Source organism: Mesorhizobium sp. M0145 (assembly GCF_040322355.1).
In the GTDB taxonomy this organism is placed as follows: domain Bacteria; phylum Pseudomonadota; class Alphaproteobacteria; order Rhizobiales; family Rhizobiaceae; genus Mesorhizobium.
The window spans coordinates 36772-54043 of the sequence record NZ_JAMYTK010000017.1 but is presented as its reverse complement, the minus strand read 5'-3'; the positions used below and the strand labels follow the sequence as shown (position 1 = coordinate 54043).

The 17272-nt window shown below is 61.7% G+C and carries 19 protein-coding genes and 3 tRNA genes; 17 read left to right on the top strand and 5 right to left on the bottom strand.

The features are described from left to right. The first annotated feature begins 174 nt into the window (after nucleotides 1-174). From gcl to NKJ28_RS22550, 3 genes are all read left to right on the top strand, one after another. Entirely contained in the window at nucleotides 175-1956 is a 1782-nt protein-coding gene (gene gcl / locus NKJ28_RS22560) for a glyoxylate carboligase (protein WP_023680426.1), read from the top strand. A 23-nt stretch (nucleotides 1957-1979) separates the two neighbouring features. Next, on the top strand, nucleotides 1980-2777 hold the full coding sequence (gene hyi / locus NKJ28_RS22555) for a hydroxypyruvate isomerase (protein ID WP_352636973.1): 798 nt from the start codon (nucleotides 1980-1982) through the stop codon (nucleotides 2775-2777). A gap of 243 nt (nucleotides 2778-3020) precedes the next feature. Next, a complete protein-coding gene (locus NKJ28_RS22550) occupies nucleotides 3021-3905 on the top strand; it encodes a 2-hydroxy-3-oxopropionate reductase (protein ID WP_352623236.1) in 885 nt (294 codons plus the stop codon). Between the two features lie 336 nt (nucleotides 3906-4241). Here the strand turns inward: NKJ28_RS22550 and NKJ28_RS22545 are convergent, their stop codons facing one another. Then, nucleotides 4242-5099: a TrmH family RNA methyltransferase gene (locus NKJ28_RS22545; protein ID WP_352570931.1), complete on the bottom strand. Its 858-nt coding sequence runs from the start codon at nucleotides 5097-5099 to the stop codon at nucleotides 4242-4244. 202 nt (nucleotides 5100-5301) lie between these two features. Between NKJ28_RS22545 and NKJ28_RS22540 the strand changes: the two genes are divergently transcribed. Together NKJ28_RS22540 and NKJ28_RS22535 are read left to right on the top strand one after the other, a co-directional pair. Further along, nucleotides 5302-5386: transfer RNA gene (locus tag NKJ28_RS22540), tRNA-Tyr, on the top strand. Between the two features lie 67 nt (nucleotides 5387-5453). Then, nucleotides 5454-5527, top strand: a tRNA-Gly gene (locus NKJ28_RS22535). A gap of 166 nt (nucleotides 5528-5693) precedes the next feature. Here NKJ28_RS22535 and NKJ28_RS22530 read toward each other — a convergent pair. After that, nucleotides 5694-6161 (bottom strand): YidB family protein, encoded by a 468-nt coding sequence (locus NKJ28_RS22530; protein WP_023680430.1) that lies wholly within the window; start codon nucleotides 6159-6161, stop codon nucleotides 5694-5696. Between the two features lie 159 nt (nucleotides 6162-6320). Between NKJ28_RS22530 and NKJ28_RS22525 the strand changes: the two genes are divergently transcribed. Beyond that, nucleotides 6321-6578 (top strand): GlsB/YeaQ/YmgE family stress response membrane protein, encoded by a 258-nt coding sequence (locus NKJ28_RS22525; protein WP_023717513.1) that lies wholly within the window; start codon nucleotides 6321-6323, stop codon nucleotides 6576-6578. A gap of 45 nt (nucleotides 6579-6623) precedes the next feature. Here NKJ28_RS22525 and NKJ28_RS22520 read toward each other — a convergent pair whose 3' ends face one another. From NKJ28_RS22520 to NKJ28_RS22510, 3 genes are all read right to left on the bottom strand, one after another. Further along, on the bottom strand, nucleotides 6624-7283 hold the full coding sequence (locus NKJ28_RS22520) for an N-acetylmuramoyl-L-alanine amidase (protein ID WP_352636972.1): 660 nt from the start codon (nucleotides 7281-7283) through the stop codon (nucleotides 6624-6626). A gap of 105 nt (nucleotides 7284-7388) precedes the next feature. Next, the gene (locus tag NKJ28_RS22515) at nucleotides 7389-7838 is read right to left on the bottom strand and encodes a GFA family protein (protein WP_023680433.1); all 450 of its coding nucleotides are present in this window, start codon (nucleotides 7836-7838) and stop codon (nucleotides 7389-7391) included. Between the two features lie 33 nt (nucleotides 7839-7871). Then, a complete protein-coding gene (locus tag NKJ28_RS22510) occupies nucleotides 7872-8759 on the bottom strand; it encodes a DMT family transporter (RefSeq protein WP_023680434.1) in 888 nt (295 codons plus the stop codon). Nucleotides 8760-9031: 272 nt separating this feature from the next. Here NKJ28_RS22510 and tuf point away from each other — a divergent pair, with 272 nt between their 5' ends. The 11 genes from tuf to rplL all read left to right on the top strand — a co-directional run bounded on the left by tuf (nucleotide 9032) and on the right by rplL (nucleotide 17220). Further along, a complete protein-coding gene (tuf, locus tag NKJ28_RS22505) occupies nucleotides 9032-10207 on the top strand; it encodes an elongation factor Tu (protein WP_254817137.1) in 1176 nt (391 codons plus the stop codon). Between the two features lie 159 nt (nucleotides 10208-10366). Next, nucleotides 10367-12082, top strand: coding sequence for a COG3904 family protein (locus tag NKJ28_RS22500; RefSeq protein ID WP_352636971.1), 1716 nt, complete (start codon nucleotides 10367-10369; stop codon nucleotides 12080-12082). Nucleotides 12083-12178: 96 nt separating this feature from the next. Beyond that, on the top strand, nucleotides 12179-12661 hold the full coding sequence (locus NKJ28_RS22495; RefSeq protein WP_352636970.1) for a group II truncated hemoglobin: 483 nt from the start codon (nucleotides 12179-12181) through the stop codon (nucleotides 12659-12661). A gap of 145 nt (nucleotides 12662-12806) precedes the next feature. Next, the gene (locus tag NKJ28_RS22490; protein ID WP_352636969.1) at nucleotides 12807-13310 is read left to right on the top strand and encodes a hypothetical protein; all 504 of its coding nucleotides are present in this window, start codon (nucleotides 12807-12809) and stop codon (nucleotides 13308-13310) included. Nucleotides 13311-13387: 77 nt separating this feature from the next. Beyond that, nucleotides 13388-13463: transfer RNA gene (locus NKJ28_RS22485), tRNA-Trp, on the top strand. A 363-nt stretch (nucleotides 13464-13826) separates the two neighbouring features. Then, the gene (secE, locus tag NKJ28_RS22480) at nucleotides 13827-14030 is read left to right on the top strand and encodes a preprotein translocase subunit SecE (RefSeq protein ID WP_023680439.1); all 204 of its coding nucleotides are present in this window, start codon (nucleotides 13827-13829) and stop codon (nucleotides 14028-14030) included. Between the two features lie 27 nt (nucleotides 14031-14057). Continuing rightward, nucleotides 14058-14585 (top strand): transcription termination/antitermination protein NusG, encoded by a 528-nt coding sequence (nusG, locus tag NKJ28_RS22475; protein ID WP_006333333.1) that lies wholly within the window; start codon nucleotides 14058-14060, stop codon nucleotides 14583-14585. 160 nt (nucleotides 14586-14745) lie between these two features. Continuing rightward, nucleotides 14746-15174 (top strand): 50S ribosomal protein L11, encoded by a 429-nt coding sequence (gene rplK, locus NKJ28_RS22470; protein ID WP_023680440.1) that lies wholly within the window; start codon nucleotides 14746-14748, stop codon nucleotides 15172-15174. Between the two features lie 4 nt (nucleotides 15175-15178). Beyond that, on the top strand, nucleotides 15179-15877 hold the full coding sequence (gene rplA / locus NKJ28_RS22465) for a 50S ribosomal protein L1 (protein ID WP_023680441.1): 699 nt from the start codon (nucleotides 15179-15181) through the stop codon (nucleotides 15875-15877). A gap of 392 nt (nucleotides 15878-16269) precedes the next feature. Continuing rightward, entirely contained in the window at nucleotides 16270-16788 is a 519-nt protein-coding gene (gene rplJ / locus NKJ28_RS22460; protein ID WP_008875657.1) for a 50S ribosomal protein L10, read from the top strand. Nucleotides 16789-16842: 54 nt separating this feature from the next. Next, a complete protein-coding gene (rplL, locus tag NKJ28_RS22455; RefSeq protein WP_023680442.1) occupies nucleotides 16843-17220 on the top strand; it encodes a 50S ribosomal protein L7/L12 in 378 nt (125 codons plus the stop codon). Nucleotides 17221-17272: the final 52 nt, after the last annotated feature.

Here is a 17272-nt window from a genome sequence, read left to right as displayed (position 1 = left end):
CAGGCAATGAAAAAGTTTTCCAGTGATTTACGAAGCGAATTCATGGAAAACAAAAAGGCCAATCAGTTCAACCAACAAGAGCTGTTTTCTAGAAATGGAAAAATATTCTGAAAAAATTGAAAAATCATTGGTGCGCTGGCATCATCGGCTATCAACAATTCCGTGGAGGCTGACATGGCCAGGATGCGCGCAGTCGACGCAGCGGTTCTCGTTCTCGAAAAGGAAGGCATCTCCTGTGCCTTCGGCGTGCCGGGTGCTGCGATCAACCCGCTCTATTCGGCACTGAAGGCGAGGGGCAGTATCCGCCACATCCTTGCGCGTCACGTCGAGGCGGCCTCGCATATGGCCGAAGGGTTTACCCGCGCCAGATCGGGCAATATCGGTCTGTGCATCGGCACCTCGGGTCCTGCCGGCACCGACATGATCACCGGCCTCTATTCGGCCGCTGCCGATTCAATTCCCATCCTCTGCATCACCGGGCAGGCGCCGCGCGCGCGTCTCAACAAGGAGGATTTTCAGGCCGTCGACATTGCGGCGATCGCCGCACCCGTCGCCAAATGGGCGGTCACCGTCATGGAACCCTATCTGGTGCCGATGGCGCTGCAGAAAGCGTTCCATCTGATGCGCTCGTCGCGGCCGGGGCCGGTGCTGATCGATTTGCCTGTCGATGTGCAACTGGCCGAGATCGAGTTCGATATAGATGCCTATGAGCCGCTGGTGCCGTTCAAGCCGGCAATGTCGCGCGCTCAGGCCGAGAAGGCGTTGACGATGCTGAACGCGGCGGAAAAGCCTGTCATCGTCGCCGGCGGCGGCATCATCAACGCCGATGCGTCCGATCTGCTGATCGAGTTCGCCGAGGTCACCGGCGTGCCTGTCATTCCGACGCTGATGGGCTGGGGTGCGATCCCCGACGACCACCGCCTGATGGCCGGCATGTGCGGGCTGCAGACCTCGCACCGCTATGGCAATGCCACGATGCTCGAAGCCGATTTCGTTTTCGGCATCGGCAACCGCTGGGCCAACCGCCACACCGGTTCGATCGACGTCTACACCAAGGGCAAGAAATTCATCCACGTCGATATCGAGCCGACGCAGATCGGCCGCGTCTTCGCGCCGGACCTCGGCGTCGTCTCGGACGCCGGTGCGGCGCTGAAAATGCTGCTCGACGTCGCCACCGAGTGGAGGACGGCCGGAAAATTGCGCGACTGGTCGGGCTGGGCCGGCGAATGCCGGCAGCGCAAGAAGACAATGAAGCGCAAGACGCATTTCGACCAGGTGCCGCTGAAGCCGCAGCGCGTCTACGAGGAGATGAACAAGGCGTTCGGCCGCGACACCACCTATGTCACCACGATCGGCCTGTCCCAGATCGCCGGGGCGCAGTTCCTGCATGTCTACAAGCCACGCAACTGGATCAATTGCGGCCAGGCCGGCCCGCTCGGCTGGACATTGCCGGCAGCCCTCGGTGTTCGCGCCGCCGATCCGGACCGCACAATTGTGGCATTGTCCGGCGACTATGATTTCCAGTTCATGATCGAGGAACTGGCGGCCGGCGCACAGCACAGATTGCCCTACATCCATGTCGTCGTGAACAATGCCTATCTCGGGCTGATTCGCCAGGCGCAGCGCGGCTTTTCGATGGATTTCGAAGTCAGCCTGGCCTTCGAGAACGTCAACCGGAAAGACGAGCCTGAGGCGGGCTACGGCGTCGACCACGTCGCCGTTGCCGAGGCGATGGGCTGCAAGGCGGTCCGGGTGCGCCGGCCGGGGGAATTCGCCGGTGCCTTCGAAGAGGCAAAGCGCCTGATGAACGAGCACCAGGTTCCGGTGGTGCTCGAATTCATCCTCGAGCGCGTCACCAACGTTTCGATGGGTACCGAAATCGACAAGATCACCGAATTCGAGGAGCTAGCCGAACATCACGAAGATGCCCCCACGGCGATCGTCATGCTCGATTAAGCCGCATATGAGGAACTACTGCCATGCCACGGTTTTCAGCCAATCTTTCGATGCTCTTTGGCGAGCATGACTTCCTCGACCGCTTCGATGCCGCCGCCCGCGCCGGCTTCAAGGGCGTCGAGTATATCGGCCCCTATGACCATGCGCCGGATGTCGTCGCGGCCAGGTTGAAGAAGAACGGGCTGACGCAGGTCCTGTTCAACCTGCCTGCCGGCGACTGGGCCAAGGGCGAGCGCGGCATCGCGATCCTGCCCGACCGCATCCCGGAGTTCCGGCAGGGCATTGCCAAGGTCGTCACCTATGCCCATGCGCTCGGCTGCGAGCAGGTCAACTGCCTCGCCGGCATCGCGCCGCAAGGCGTCGATCGCTCCGTGCTGGAAGACGTCTTCGCCGAAAATCTGGCTTTCGCGGCCGAAAAGCTGGAGCAGGCCGGCATCAGGCTGCTGATCGAGCCGATCAACACCCGCGACATTCCGGGCTTCTTCCTGAATTACTCGGACCAGGCTCTGGCCCTGATCGACCGCGTCGGATCGAAGAACCTGTTCCTGCAATACGACATCTATCACATGCAGATCATGGAGGGGGATCTCGCCCGTACCATAGAGGCAAACCTCAACCGCATCGCGCATATCCAGCTTGCGGACAATCCCGGCCGTCATGAGCCGGGGACGGGCGAGATCAATTTTCCTTTTCTGTACAACCACATCGACCGCATCGGCTATGCCGGCTGGATTGGCGCGGAGTATAAGCCGAAGGCGGGGACGGAAGCCGGGCTTGGCTGGTTTCGGGACGCGGCCGGGCAGGGGAGTGCGGCGGCGTAGACGCTACGTATCGCACGTCGCGTTCCTGCGCGCCCCCCTCTGGCCTGCCCTCTTTGCCAAAACTTGGCATCTCCCCCACAAGGAGGGAGATTGGATGTCACCGCCGCTTTCGCCAATTTTCGAGGTCGGGAACGTTTAAGGGCCGGCGCGGGAACTGCCGATCTCCCCACTCGTGGGGGAGATGGCCGGCAGGCCAGAGGGGGGCGCGCAGGAACGCCCCCTTAACAAGAAACGGAGAAAGACATGGACACCATCGGCTTCATCGGTCTCGGCATCATGGGCGCGCCGATGGCGGGGCATCTGCTAGACGCGGGTTATCAGGTCGTCGCCAGCGACCACCGCTCGAAGCCGCCGGCCGATCTCGTCGCCAGGGGATTAAAGACCGTCACCGGCCATGATGCCGTTGCCCGCGCGGCCGACATCGTCATCACCATGGTTCCGGATACGCCGCAGGTGGCCGATGTGCTGTTCGGCCAAAACGGCGTCGCGTCAGGCCTTACTAAAGGCAGGCTGGTCATCGACATGAGCTCGATCTCGCCGATCGCGACCAAGGAATTCGCTAAAAAGATAAACGATCTCGGCTGCGACTATCTCGACGCGCCGGTGTCGGGCGGCGAGGTCGGCGCCAAGGCGGCTTCGCTGACCATCATGGTCGGCGGTGAGGAAAAAGCCTTCGAACGCGCCAGGCCCATCTTCGAGAAGCTTGGCAAGAACATCACTCTGGTCGGGCCGAACGGCGTCGGCCAGACCACCAAGGTCGCCAACCAGATCGTCGTCGCGCTGACCATCGAGGCCGTCGCCGAAGCGCTGGTTTTTGCATCGAAAGCCGGCGCAGACCCGGCCAAGGTCAGGCAGGCGCTGATGGGCGGGCTCGCAAACTCGCGTATCCTGGAAGTGCATGGCGAGCGCATGATCAAGCGCAGCTTCGCGCCGGGCTTTCGCGTCGAACTCCACCAGAAGGATCTCAATCTGGCGCTGGAAGGCGCGAAGGCGCTTGGGGTAGCACTACCCAACACCTCGATGACGCAGCAATTGTTCAACTCTTGCGCGGCGAACGGTGGAGCAAAGGAAGATCATTCGGCACTGGTCAGGGCACTGGAGCGGATGGCTGGTCACGAGGTTGGGTGAGAGTGAAGTGAATTAGTCTGCAATACCTTCGATGGGCCGACTTCGTTCGACCGCATAGCGTATGAGATCGGCAAAACGTTTCAGAAAATCTTTGGATTCCTCCGACATTCCTTCAGTTCGCACAAGTGCCTCAACTTGCTTGGTCAAGGAAGGTAGGGATTCGATCGGAAGAGTGACGTCCTCATAGAAATCTTCGAATTTCAGTATGAGTTCAAACGCGTTTTGGTTTGCGATTGACACGATTTTTCATGATGCGCAGAGGGACCTACCGATACGCATCGATCGATATGTCCATCTGGATTGAGAACGGCAAAATCCAATGACATGCATTGCGCCCTATTTGCCGCGCGCGAACCACCGCCTCGCCGCATAAAGGCTCACCGCCGCGGCATTCGAGACGTTGAGCGAACGAATGGCGCCGGGCATGTCGAGCCGGGCGAGCGTCGTCACCGTTTCGCGCGTTTTCTGGCGCAGGCCTTTGCCCTCGGCGCCGAGCACCAGAGCGATCTTGTCACCGGCAAAGCTGGTTTCAAGTTCCGCCGGCCCGTCCGAATCCAGCCCTATCGTCTGGAAGCCGGCCTCGTGCAGCTGCCCCAGCGCATCGGCGAGGTTCTTCACCTCGATCTGGTCGATATGCTCAAGCGCGCCGGAGGCCGACTTCGCCAGCACGCCGGATTCCTGCGGGCTGTGGCGCGCCGTGGTGATCAGTGCGCCGGCGCCGAAGGCGACCGCCGAGCGCAGGATCGCGCCGACATTGTGCGGATCGGTGATCTGGTCGAGCACCAGCACCAGCCTGGTGTCGCCGAGCGCATCGAGGCGTTTCGGTTTCAGCGGCTCGGCCTCGATCACCACGCCCTGGTGCACGGCATCCGAGCCGGTGACCTTGTCGATGTCCCTTGGTTCGACCAGTTCCGCCTTGAAGGGCAAAGCGCCGAGATCGGCGATTGCCAGTCGCTCGGCAGCGTTGCGCGTCACCAGCATCTTTTTGATTTTGCGGCGCGGATTGTCGAGTGCGGCCCGCACCGTGTGCAGCCCGTAGAGCCGCACCAGCCCATCCGCCGGGTTCTCGCCGGGCGGCACCGGCTGGCGTGGCCTGAACGCCGGCGCGCCGCCGCTCTTCTCGTCGCGATGCGCGCGGCGCAGCTTGGCGTAGTGGGTGTCTTTAGGGGTCTTGGATTTGTTATCGTTGCTCATGGCCGGCTTCTATAGCCGTGTCGTCCCGTCATGGATACAGCTGCAGAAGCTGCTTGTCGGGCGAGGCGTGAGATTCAGCGCTTTTTGCCGGGCTGTTGCGGTTGACAGTTTTGGGCGCTGCCGCCATAAGGCGCTTCGCGGAAGGGCTGCTTTGGCGGCCGCGACGCGTCGATGCCTCGTTGCATGGCTCCGGCGGCAGACTGGAGAGGTGCCCGAGTGGTTAAAGGGGACGGACTGTAAATCCGTTGGCTATGCCTACGTTGGTTCAAATCCAACCCTCTCCACCACTGCCGGCCCGGAAGCCCTGAAACGCAGAGCGAGCGTCGGAGCGGATCCGATGCTTGACTGAAAGGCGCGGGTATAGCTCAGTGGTAGAGCAGCAGCCTTCCAAGCTGAATATGCGGGTTCGATTCCCGCTACCCGCTCCAGATTTCCCCCAAGCCGCGGCGCACCTCGCGCACGATGCCGAAGCAGGCACCGCCAAGCGAAGCGCTTTGCCGATAATTCAAAGTATTCGTTGCGCGTCCAGACGGACGCGCATCTTAATCTGTGTTATCGTTGTCCCGAACCGCAGGCGGCGTTGGGCGACAGGCGTCAGCTCGCGAATTTGCTGAATATGGACGCGAGCTGGTTCTGCTGCGGCACCTGCCCGTTCGGCGTCAACTGGTCGACAAGCCCTGGCAAGGCCGCGGACAATTGCTTGAGCAGATCCTGCTGGTTCAGGCCCGTCCTTTGCGCGATCTCCTGAATGATTTGTGGCCCGAGAGCACTGCCCAGATCGCTGGGGTTGATCGGCTGGTTCTGACCGGTACCGACCCACGAATTGGCAACGTTGCCGTGGCCGGCGTCCTTCAGTTTGTCGAGCAGGCCGCCCAGACCGCCGAGCAGTCCGCCATCGGCGGATGCGGTTGTATCAGGCGGGACGGGGGCAGGGCTCTGCGCCGCCTCCGGCTGGGCGGAACTTCCACCGCTCAGCATTTTTCCCACCAAAAGTGCGCCGAGCGCGATCATCAGCGGCTTGGCGACGTTGCCGCCGGGAACGGCATTGTCAAACAGTCCCATTGTGGATCTCCATGTCAAATTGCCCGTCCGTCTCCAACAATGACGCATTCATGGCGAATTTCAAGCCGGTTTGAGCTTTCCGTAATCATGATTTTCAAGTTGGCTTGAGCTTTGCTTAATAATGTGGAAGTAATCGGGTGCGGGGAACGGAGAGGAAAAATGTCAATATTAAGCTGGATTATTCTCGGCGTCATCGCCGGCTTCATAGGCAGCAAGATCGTCAATAAAAGCGGGCAAGGCCTTGTGCTCGATATCGTGCTTGGGATCGTCGGCGCCATCGTCGGCGGGCTCATCTTTAGCGCCTTTGGAGCGTCGGGCGTTACCGGGCTCAACATCTATAGCCTGATCGTCGCCGTGGTCGGTGCCGTGGTGGTCCTGTGGGCCTATCACCAGTTCAGCGGCAAGAGGGCTCTGTAGAAGCCGCTCGGCAATTGCGTCGGCATTCACCCGAATGCCGACCGCCTATCTGATCCTTTTGAGGATTTCGCGGATCAGCGTGTTGAGGCCGGCTTCCAGCCCTCTCACCATGATCGGCCATGATTCCTCGAGCAGTCGCTGCCATGCGGCATCGCGCCCGTTCCTCACCGGCAGATTTGGCATCGCGCCCATTGCCGCCGTCACGTCGCGGCGCAGCCGGTCGCCGCAGGCGCTTGCGCCGCTGATCGTCGGATCGAAGGGCAGCCGGGTGAAATCCCATTTTCCGCGTTGCTCGATGCCGAGATTGCTTTCGACCTCGGCGTGCGAGAGCACCGTTTTGGGCGTGACCTTGATGCGGTAATATTTGCAGAGTTCGGCGACAACCGTGGTCATCGCGTCCCACTGCGCCCTGGTCATCGGATAGCGGCCGGCATCGAACGGCCTTTCCTCCGCCCCGGCCATGCAGCAGAGCGAAACCCCGATCGAGCCGCCGTTGCAGTTGAGCGTGTGCGCGGCATATCCCGGTTTTACCCGGCTCGAATTGAGCGCGATCGAAGGCCGGCCCCTGACCAGGCGGCCATTCCCCTCGACCAGTATGTGATACGCATCCCTGTCGGTATCGCCGGCCGAATGCGAGCCGGCCGTCCAATGGCAAATGACGCGCCTCATCGCAACATTGGGCAACCAGTCGGGCGGCAATGCCACAGAAATCCCCGCGACATAAGTTCAGTGACGGAGCACAGTATAGTTTCGTTGGCGGCCGACGCGAAAACGAAACGATAATTTGGTTGAGCGTTTTCTAACGGTCAGCTATTCGCCGGCATCTCCGGCGACCGCGTGTTCTCTGTATTGCGGCAGATCGTCGGTGATCGTGAACCACTTCGCCTTCGAGCCGACGAAGATGTGCTGCGTCGGGCGGATGGTCGGCTCGTCGACCAGGGTTCCCATGGCGACATGCACGAAGGCACCGTCGCGGACCACGGAATAGAGCAACGAGCCGCAGGTCTTGCAATGCGCGTCATGGCCGGTTTCGTCGCCGAAGATCATGAGATTGTCCTCGCCCCTCGCCAGGCTCAGCCTGTCGCGCTCGATGCCGGCGAATGGCTTGAAGGCCGAGCCGGTGGTGCGCCGGCAGTTCGAGCAGTGGCAGTTCGTGGCATAGACGAACGCGTCCGCCACCGCGTACTGAACGGCGCCGCACAGGCACTTTCCGATAAGCCTGCGGTTGCGTGAATTCTGGTTGTCATCCGGGCTTGCCACGCGCTCCTCCTATTGTGCAGGCCGATTTCAGTTTCAAGCGACGACGGTCAACCGGCGCTTGCGCTCGTCGAGCGAGACGATGGTCAACCCGCTGGCCACCACCAGCAGGATGCCGCAGATGGCCAGCGCATTCGGGAGCTGCCGGAATACCACCAGGCCTGAAATCACCGCCCAGACGGTAAAGCAATAGTAGAACGGCGCCACCACGCTGGTCGGCCCGACGCGATAGGCCATGAAGATAAAGAAGTGGCCGAAGATCAGGAACAGTCCGGCGCCGCCCATCAGCAGCAGGTGACGGATTTCAGGCACCACCCACTGCTCGGAAACCAGATGCGCAACGCCGGCGCCGGTGAGCACCACAATCACCGCGGAAATAGCGACGATCATCCCCGGCACGTCGGCGGCGACCTTGCGTCCGGCCAGATCGCGCGCCGCGGACAGGGCGGCATTGCCTAGCGCCAGCAGGGCATAGACCGAAATCCCCTGCATCGTCGGTTGTGCAACCATCACCGCGCCGATAAAACCAAGGCCGATCAGCGCCATGCGCAGCCCGCCGATCCGTTCGCCAAACAGCATCGAGGAGCCGACCAGCATCAGCAAGGGCGTGATCTGCCCGAGCGCGGTCGAATCGGCGATCTGCATGTTGGCGAGCGCCACCACGTAGCAAAGGATAGCACCCAGTTCGAGCAGGTTCCTGCGCAAAACCTTCGCGTCGAGGATCAGCGGAATTTGCTTGCCATAGCCCAACATGAACAGCAGCGGAATGCCCCACAATGTTGCCGCAGCGCCGCGCAGGAACAGCACCTCATAGGGCGGCAGTCCCGCGGTTGCGAGCTTCATCATCGTGTCGTTGACGATGTAGGACCCGGTCGAAACGACCATGAACAGCGGGCCTCGTATGGCAGTCGGGATGAAATGCATCGGCCCACGAAATCAGACCGGCGCCAGGGCGGCAATGGGCCAGATCCGGCTGTAAATCCGACAAAGCCGTCAGCCGCCGCCGTAACCATTCCATTTGCCCTTGTTCGTTCCTATATCCGCGCCACATTCTCCGAAACCGGATCACACGTTCGGGCCGGGCGAGCGCGCTCGGCGACAAGGCACTTGTGTTTTTCGGCCTTAGTCGCTAATCGCCCCGCATTCGACTGAACTGAAGGTCCAGGCCGTCCCCAGGCCGTCCAAGGAAAGAGACTATGGCAAAAGGTAAATTCGAGCGCACTAAGCCTCATGTGAACATTGGCACGATTGGTCACGTCGATCATGGCAAGACGTCGCTGACGGCGGCGATCACCAAGTATTTTGGCGAATACAAGCGCTACGACCAGATCGATGCGGCGCCCGAAGAGAAGGCCCGCGGCATCACCATTTCGACGGCGCACGTCGAATACGAGACCGCCAACCGCCACTATGCCCATGTCGACTGCCCCGGCCACGCCGACTATGTGAAGAACATGATCACCGGTGCCGCGCAGATGGACGGCGCGATCCTGGTGGTGTCGGCCGCCGACGGCCCGATGCCGCAGACGCGTGAGCACATCCTGCTCGCCCGCCAGGTCGGCGTGCCCTCGATCGTGGTGTTCTTGAACAAGGTCGACCAGGTCGACGACGCCGAGCTGCTCGAGCTGGTCGAGCTCGAGGTGCGTGAGCTTTTGACCAAGAACGAGTTCCCCGGCGATGACATTCCGATCGTCAAGGGTTCGGCGCTTGCCGCACTTGAAGATTCCGACAAGAAGATCGGCGAGGACGCCATCCGCGAACTGATGGCTGCGGTCGATGCCTACATTCCGACGCCGGTGCGTCCGCTCGACAAGCCGTTCCTGATGCCGATCGAGGACGTGTTCTCGATCTCGGGCCGCGGCACGGTTGTGACCGGCCGCGTCGAGCGCGGCGTGGTCAAGGTCGGCGAGGAGCTGGAGATCGTCGGCATCCGTCCGACCACCAAGACGACCTGCACGGGCGTCGAGATGTTCCGCAAGCTGCTCGACCAGGGCCAGGCCGGCGACAACATCGGCGCGCTGTTGCGCGGTGTCGACCGTGAGGGCGTCGAGCGCGGCCAGGTCCTGGCCAAGCCCGGCACCGTCAAGCCGCACAAGAAGTTCGTTGCCGAAGCCTACATCCTGACCAAGGACGAGGGCGGCCGCCACACGCCGTTCTTCACCAACTACCGTCCGCAGTTCTATTTCCGCACGACGGACGTGACCGGCATCGTGTCGCTGCCGGAAGGCACCGAGATGGTGATGCCGGGCGACAACATCACCGTCGATGTCGAGCTGATCGTGCCGATCGCCATGGAAGAGAAGCTGCGCTTCGCCATCCGTGAAGGCGGCCGCACCGTCGGTGCCGGCATCGTCGTCACCATCAAAGAGTAATCGCCGGCGCTGCCGGTTGAGATCGGATGCAAAGGGGCGGTCTTCGGGCCGCCCTTTTTGATTCTGATATTCTGGCAATGGATTAACCGCATTGCTTCAAATCCTGTTGCAAGCGCCTCTGCCATAACTAGTATAGGTTGCATCGAGGGGGCTGCCCGAATGGTTCCATGGCGCCGTTTGCATAGTCAGGCATGGTGGTCGCTAGGGCTGATCTGCCTGGTGTCGTTGCTCATTGCGGGGTACGCTGATGCCCTGGCGGCAGCTATAACAGAAACCACGCCCGATCTTGGTCCGACGATGCGGTTTGTTGTCGTGCGCAGCACCGCGCCGGGCTGTGAGCCCAACTGCCCGGAATGGATCTCGGCGGAAGGCACCATAGAAGCCGGCACGCCCGCCCTGCTCAAACGCACGTTGAAGACGCTTGGTGGCCGCAAATTGCCGATCGTCGTCAATTCTCCGGGCGGCAATGTCGATGCAGCGCTTCAACTCGGCCGTATGATCCGCAAGAACAAGCTCGATATCGCTGTCGGCGCGACGATGTTTTACGGCTGCGAGCCGCAGATGAAGAATTGCCGGGCCAATGACGGCAAGGGCGCGGCCTATTTCGGGTTCAGCTATGCCAGCGGCGCCATCTGCAATTCCGCCTGTCCGCTGATGTTTGCCGGCGGAACGCGGCGCGTGGTAGGCGAATGGGCCTTTCTCGGCGTTCATCAGATCACCACGACCTACATCCGGACGAAACTGCTGTACCGCACCACCTATCGCATGGTGAAGGGCAAGAAAAAGATCCTCAGCACCCGGATCGTCAGCCGAAGAGACGCCGGCAGCTACAAGACCTACGAGATGAACAAGCCGCTGGAGAGGCGGCTATCGGCCTATCTGAAGGAGATGGGTATTGATAAGGGCGTGCTGGATATCATGAAGGCAACGCCAGCCAGCGATATAAGGCAGATCAAGCCGGGAGATATGCTGGCGATGAAGCTCGTCACCAGCCTCGAGTCCGTCGACATCCTGACGGAAGCAGCCATATGCCGGCGGAGCCCGGCGCCGGCGAACTGCAAGGAAATCCCTGCGAATGCCAAGCCGGCCGAGGTGGCAGCGATCGATGCTAAGGCCAGACCTTCTCAACCGGCTCAAGTCCCACTTTCTCAGCCGGCGAAGGTGGCACCTACCCAGCCGGTCGAGGCAGCGCCAGGGAATGGGGCGCCGGAGATGCGCTTCGTTGTGGTTCGCGGAAGCAATCCGCTGTGCAATCCCAACTGCCCGGAATGGATCTCGGCGGAAGGCGCGATTGCGCCTCAGACCCCGCAGAAGCTGCGCCAGTTGCTCGCCATGCTTGGCAACCGACGGCTGCCGGTGGTGGTCAGCTCACAAGGAGGCGACCTGTTCAGTGCTCTGGCGGTGGGGCGACTTATCCACGAAAAGAAGCTCGACATCGCCGTCGCCCGCACCGATTTCGTTGGCTGCGACCCGGGAGAGTGGAGTTGCTTGGCTAAAGAGGGCGCCTATGCCGGCCTGACCGTCGATTCGGGAGCGGCATGCGATTCGGCTTGCGCGCTCATGCTTGCCGGCGGCGTCAGACGGTTTGTCGGTCCGCAAGCGCGGCTCGGCATGTACCTGATGGGACAGCAGCAGATAATTAAGCCCTATCTCGAGGACATGGCGATTGGTCCCGGTCTGTTCGCCGCGCTCGAGCAGCGCTCGGTCGAGCGCCAGCTCGAACCCGACCTAATGCTGAAGGTTGGACTGACGACGGGGCCGCAATCGGTGGACGCGCTGACGGGCGCCACCATCTGCAAGTCGTCGCCGAAGCCCGACAACTGCCGCGTTCTGCCGTCCGCCAGCGCCGAGGCAGAGACGCCGGCGAAGCTTTAGCGCAACCTTGCACTGCCCATCGAGGCAGGTTGAGCGGCGCTCGATGTTTCCGCTATCGTCCAGCGCGGTTGAAGACCAGCATGGGAGGGATCGCGAATGAGCCAGGATGTCCCGACATTGTTTGAATGGGCCGGCGGCTCCGAAGCGCTGAACCGCCTGACCCAGACCTTCTACGACAGCGTCTCTCGGGATCCCATCGTCGGGCCGGTGTTCAAACATATGTCGCCGGACCATCCCGCTCACGTCGCAGCCTTCATCGGCGAAGTCTTTGGCGGACCGAAAACCTACAGCGAAAAGCATGGCGGCCACCGCGAGATGGTGATGCACCATCTCGGCAAGCATCTGACCGAGGAGCAGCGCCGGCGCTGGATCAATCTTCTCGCCGACGCCGCCGACGAGATCGGGCTGCCTGACGATCCCGAATTCCGCTCGGCCTTCATGGCCTATGTCGAATGGGGATCGCGGCTGGCCAAGATGAACTCCAACAAGGGCCCGACCTGCGATCCCGAGGCGGAACCAATGCCGGCCTGGGGTTGGGGCGTGCCGGGCGGCCCCTACAAGCCGCCTTCGGGAGACTGACCGGGGCGCGAATCGGTCGAAAACCCTGCCGCCAGGACCCGATTTGCGGGAAATGGGTGGCGGTGAATGGTTCGGTCCGCCAGGCTGGAACGGTTTGAGGCCACCGTGGCCGGCGGGGGCCGCGCTGAAAAACCGGAGGCCTGCGATGGGATCGGACAGCAAAGCAAATTCTGACAGCGACCGCGGACTCCGAAATCCGTTTGGCGTCATGGACGTCCCTACTCCCGACGACGAGGAGGTGTCGGCGTTCGCCGCCGGCGTGAAACCGGAGGGAACTCCAAGCGATGAAAATGCCGAGGCCTGGGGCACCGAAAGCGACCGCGACCGCAACGACACCATCGAAGGCAGCTGGTCCAGCCGTTGGAACGGCGGTGCCGATCCCACGATTCCAGGCGACAGCAAGGATAAATGGAAGTCTGGCTGGGGCGAGGTGAAGACGGCGGGAGAGAGAGTTTACCTGCTGTTCGATTGGCATAATGGCGTGCGCAAAGGGCTCATCGATGCCCGGCGCCAGGGTGCGAAAGGGCTGGTGGGAAAATACATCAATCTGACCGACCCGGAAATCGTGCGTCCCTGGGTCGGCTTGATCGTCAGCAATCAACGGATCGACGGGAAATGGCCGGGAGGACGCCTGGACTTTCGAAGATGAAGGCCGGGTAGCGCACGTCGCTCTTTACAGAGCGCGCGGAAGCTTTTAGGAAGCGCCTGCTGCGCCGACATGCGCATACGGGCATAGCTCAGTTGGTAGAGCGGCGGTCTCCAAAACCGCAGGTCGTAGGTTCGAGCCCTGCTGCCCGTGCCATTCTTCGAATGGATACCTAAAACGATTCTTTTGCGGTGCGGCCTTTGAAAACCGGCTTGTGACTTGCCATATAGCATAAGTTGCGGCATAAGGGCCGCATAGCCGGGACGGGACGACTGGATGGTTCCGAGGCGGCGTTTGGCCATAAAGCGGACACTTGCCACTTGCGTGGATCAAGAATCGGTTTTATGTAGACGAGACAGACACGCGACGCGTGGAGCTGGGAAGCCGGCTTTACGCGTCTGATTTGCATGGGCGAAATGATTGCGCTGATTCGGCGCGAACGCACGCTCAAGCGGCACGTCCCGGCCAGCGGGATCATCCAGGAGGCCCGGCCAACGGGTCTTGCAGACAGAGCGGCATATGGCTTCGAAAACCACAAATCCCTTCACCTTTCTCCAGCAGGTTCGCGCGGAGACCGCCAAGGTCACTTGGCCGTCGCGGCGCGAAACGATGATCTCGACGGTGATGGTCCTTGTGTTCGCGGTCATCGCGATGATCTTTTTCTTTACCGCAGACGTGGCCATGGGCTTTGCGGTCGAAAAAATCCTCGGCCTCGGACAGTAAGTCCGGCGATTACGGAGAAGTCTTGAAATGACCGCGCGGTGGTACATCGTCCACGCCTACTCGAACTTTGAAAAGAAGGTCGCCGAGGACATCGAGAACAAGGCCAAGCAGAAGGGCCTGTCCGCCGACATCGAGCAGATCGTGGTGCCGACCGAGAAGGTCGTCGAGATCCGCCGCGGCCGCAAGGTCGATGCCGAGCGCAAGTTCTTTCCGGGCTATGTGCTGCTGAAAGCCAATCTGACCGACGCCGTGTTTTCGCTCGTCAAGAACACGCCGAAGGTCACCGGTTTCCTGGGCGACTCCAAGCCGGTGCCGATCACCGAAGCCGAGGCCCAGCGTATCCTGAACCAGGTTCAGGAGGGCGTCGAGCGGCCGAAGCCGTCGGTGACGTTCGAGATCGGCGAAGCGATCCGCGTTTCGGATGGACCATTCGCGTCCTTTAACGGTTTCGTCCAGGAAGTGGACGAGGAGCGGGCGCGGCTCAAGGTGGAAGTTTCGATCTTCGGGCGCGCTGTGCCGGTCGATCTGGAATTCGGACAGGTCGAGAAGGGCTGATCCGAAATCCCTGCACCGGTTTCGGCGGCAGGGAAGGCGGCGCGGAGATCGCGCGGCCAAAAACGGGTGGGAGGCGAATGCGGCTTTAGCCGGCCGCGCGGACCGCACCACCAGACTGCAACCGCCGGCAAGACCGGCATGAGAAAAGGCAGGAAGAGAGATGGCTAAGAAAATTGCAGGCCAGCTCAAGCTCCAGGTTTCCGCGGGATCGGCCACGCCGTCGCCCCCGATCGGCCCGGCGCTTGGTCAGCGTGGCATCAACATCATGGAGTTCTGCAAGGCGTTCAACGCGCAGACCCAGGAAATGGAAAAGGGCTCGCCGGTTCCGGTCGTCATCACCTACTACCAGGACAAGTCGTTCACCTTCGTCATGAAGACGCCGCCGGTGAGCTACTTCCTGAAGAAGGCTGCGAACCTGAAGTCGGGCTCGAAGGAGCCGGGCAAGGTCAAGGCCGGCACGATCGGCCGCGACAAGGTGCGCGCCATCGCCGAGCAGAAGATGAAGGATCTGAACGCAAACGACGTCGAGGCGGCCATGCGCATGGTCGAGGGCTCCGCCCGCTCGATGGGTCTGGAAGTGGTGGGCTGAGATCATGGCAAAGATTGCAAAGCGTGTATCGAAGACCCGCGAAGGCATCGATCCCAACAAGGCTTATGCTTTGGGTGAGGCGCTGAAGCTGCTCAAGGATCGCTCCTCGGTGAAGTTCGACGAGACGATCGAAGTCGCGATGAACCTCGGCGTCGACCCGCGCCATGCCGACCAGATGGTCCGCGGCGTGGTCAATCTGCCGAACGGCACCGGCCGCAGCGTTCGCGTCGCCGTCTTCGCGCGTGGCGACAAGGCCGAGGAGGCCAAGGCCGCCGGCGCCGACATCGTCGGAGCCGAGGATCTGGTCGACATCGTCCAGAAGGGCACGATCGACTTCGACCGCTGCATCGCCACGCCGGACATGATGCCGCTGGTCGGCCGTCTCGGCAAGGTGCTCGGTCCGCGCGGCATGATGCCGAACCCGAAGGTCGGCACCGTAACCACCGACGTTACCGCCGCCGTCAAGGCATCGAAGGGCGGCGCCGTCGAGTTCCGCGTCGAGAAGGCCGGCATCGTTCACGCCGGCGTCGGCAAGGTCTCGTTCGACGTCAAGGCGCTGGAAGAAAACGTCCGCGCCTTCGCTGACGCGGTGACCAGGGCAAAGCCGGCTGGTGCCAAGGGCAACTACGTCAAGAAGGTGTCGGTCACCTCGACGATGGGCCCGGGCCTCAAGCTCGACGTCTCGACGCTCGCAGCGTCCTGATACGAACAATTGGATCGGCCGCTAAAACGCTGATCCGTGAAAGAATTCCGGGCCTCCGACCTGTCGGCGGCCCGGTACCGGAAGTCGAAAGGCTTCCGGACATCCTGTCCGAGATTGCAGGCGGCCCCCAAGCCTTAGGTGATGTGGGCCTTAATTCATGCGGGCCTGCATGAGACGGGTGAAGACCGGACAAAGGAGCGAAAGCTCCAATGAAAGGTTCGAACCGTGTTTGCCTTTTGTCTGCGCACCGTCCGGCTTGCCGGCAGGTGTGGCGAAAGGGGGCAGGATCCTCGAGCGTCGTTCGGGAGATCCGTTACTGGATGGCCCGGCCGGCAAAAAGGCAACCCGACGCCTGTCCTTCGTAGAGGGCAGGGGTCAACTGGAGATAGGCAGTGGACAGAGCGGAAAAACGCGAACTCGTCACGGGCCTGAATGATGCGTTTTCAAGCGCTGGTTCAGTCGTCGTGGCCCACTACGCCGGTATCACCGTCGCGCAAATGAACGACCTTCGGTCGAAAATGCGCGCCGCCGGTGGCACCGTCAAAGTCGCGAAGAACCGTCTCGCCAAAATCGCTCTTCAGGGCACGGACTCCGCATCGATCATCGAGCTGTTCAAGGGACAGACGCTGATCGCCTATTCGGAGGATCCGATTGCGGCGCCGAAGGTCGCGTCCGATTTCGCCAAGGGAAATGACAAGCTCGTCATTCTCGGCGGCGCAATGGGTACCACCTCGCTCAATGCCGACGGTGTGAAGGCACTCGCCACACTTCCGTCGCTCGATGAGCTGCGCGCCAGGCTGGTTGGCATGATCGCCACGCCGGCAACCCGGATCGCCCAGATCGTCAATGCGCCTGCGGCTTCGGTCGCGCGCGTCATCGGCGCTTACGCCCGGAAGGACGAGGCGGCATGAGGCCGTTCCTCGCTATCACAAACACACGTTCGAACCTTATGAAGGAACATTGCAATGGCTGATCTGGCAAAGATCGTAGACGACCTTTCGAAGCTAACCGTCCTCGAGGCGGCCGAGCTGTCGAAGCTTCTTGAAGAAAAGTGGGGCGTTTCCGCCGCTGCTCCGGTGGCGGTTGCCGCTGCCGGCGGCGCTGCGGCCGCTGCTGCTCCGGTCGAGGAAAAGACGGAATTCGACGTCGTCCTCACCGAGGCAGGCGCTCAGAAGATCAACGTCATCAAGGAAGTTCGCGCCATCACCGGTCTTGGCCTCAAGGAAGCCAAGGACCTGGTCGAGGCGGCTCCGAAGCCGGTCAAGGAAGCCGTTTCCAAGGCCGACGCGGACAAGTTCAAGGCCCAGCTGGAAGCAGCCGGCGCCAAGGTCGAACTGAAGTAAGCGTTGAGTACAGGCGGACGGAGTCGCGCCGTACGCCAATCCTTTCGCGTCT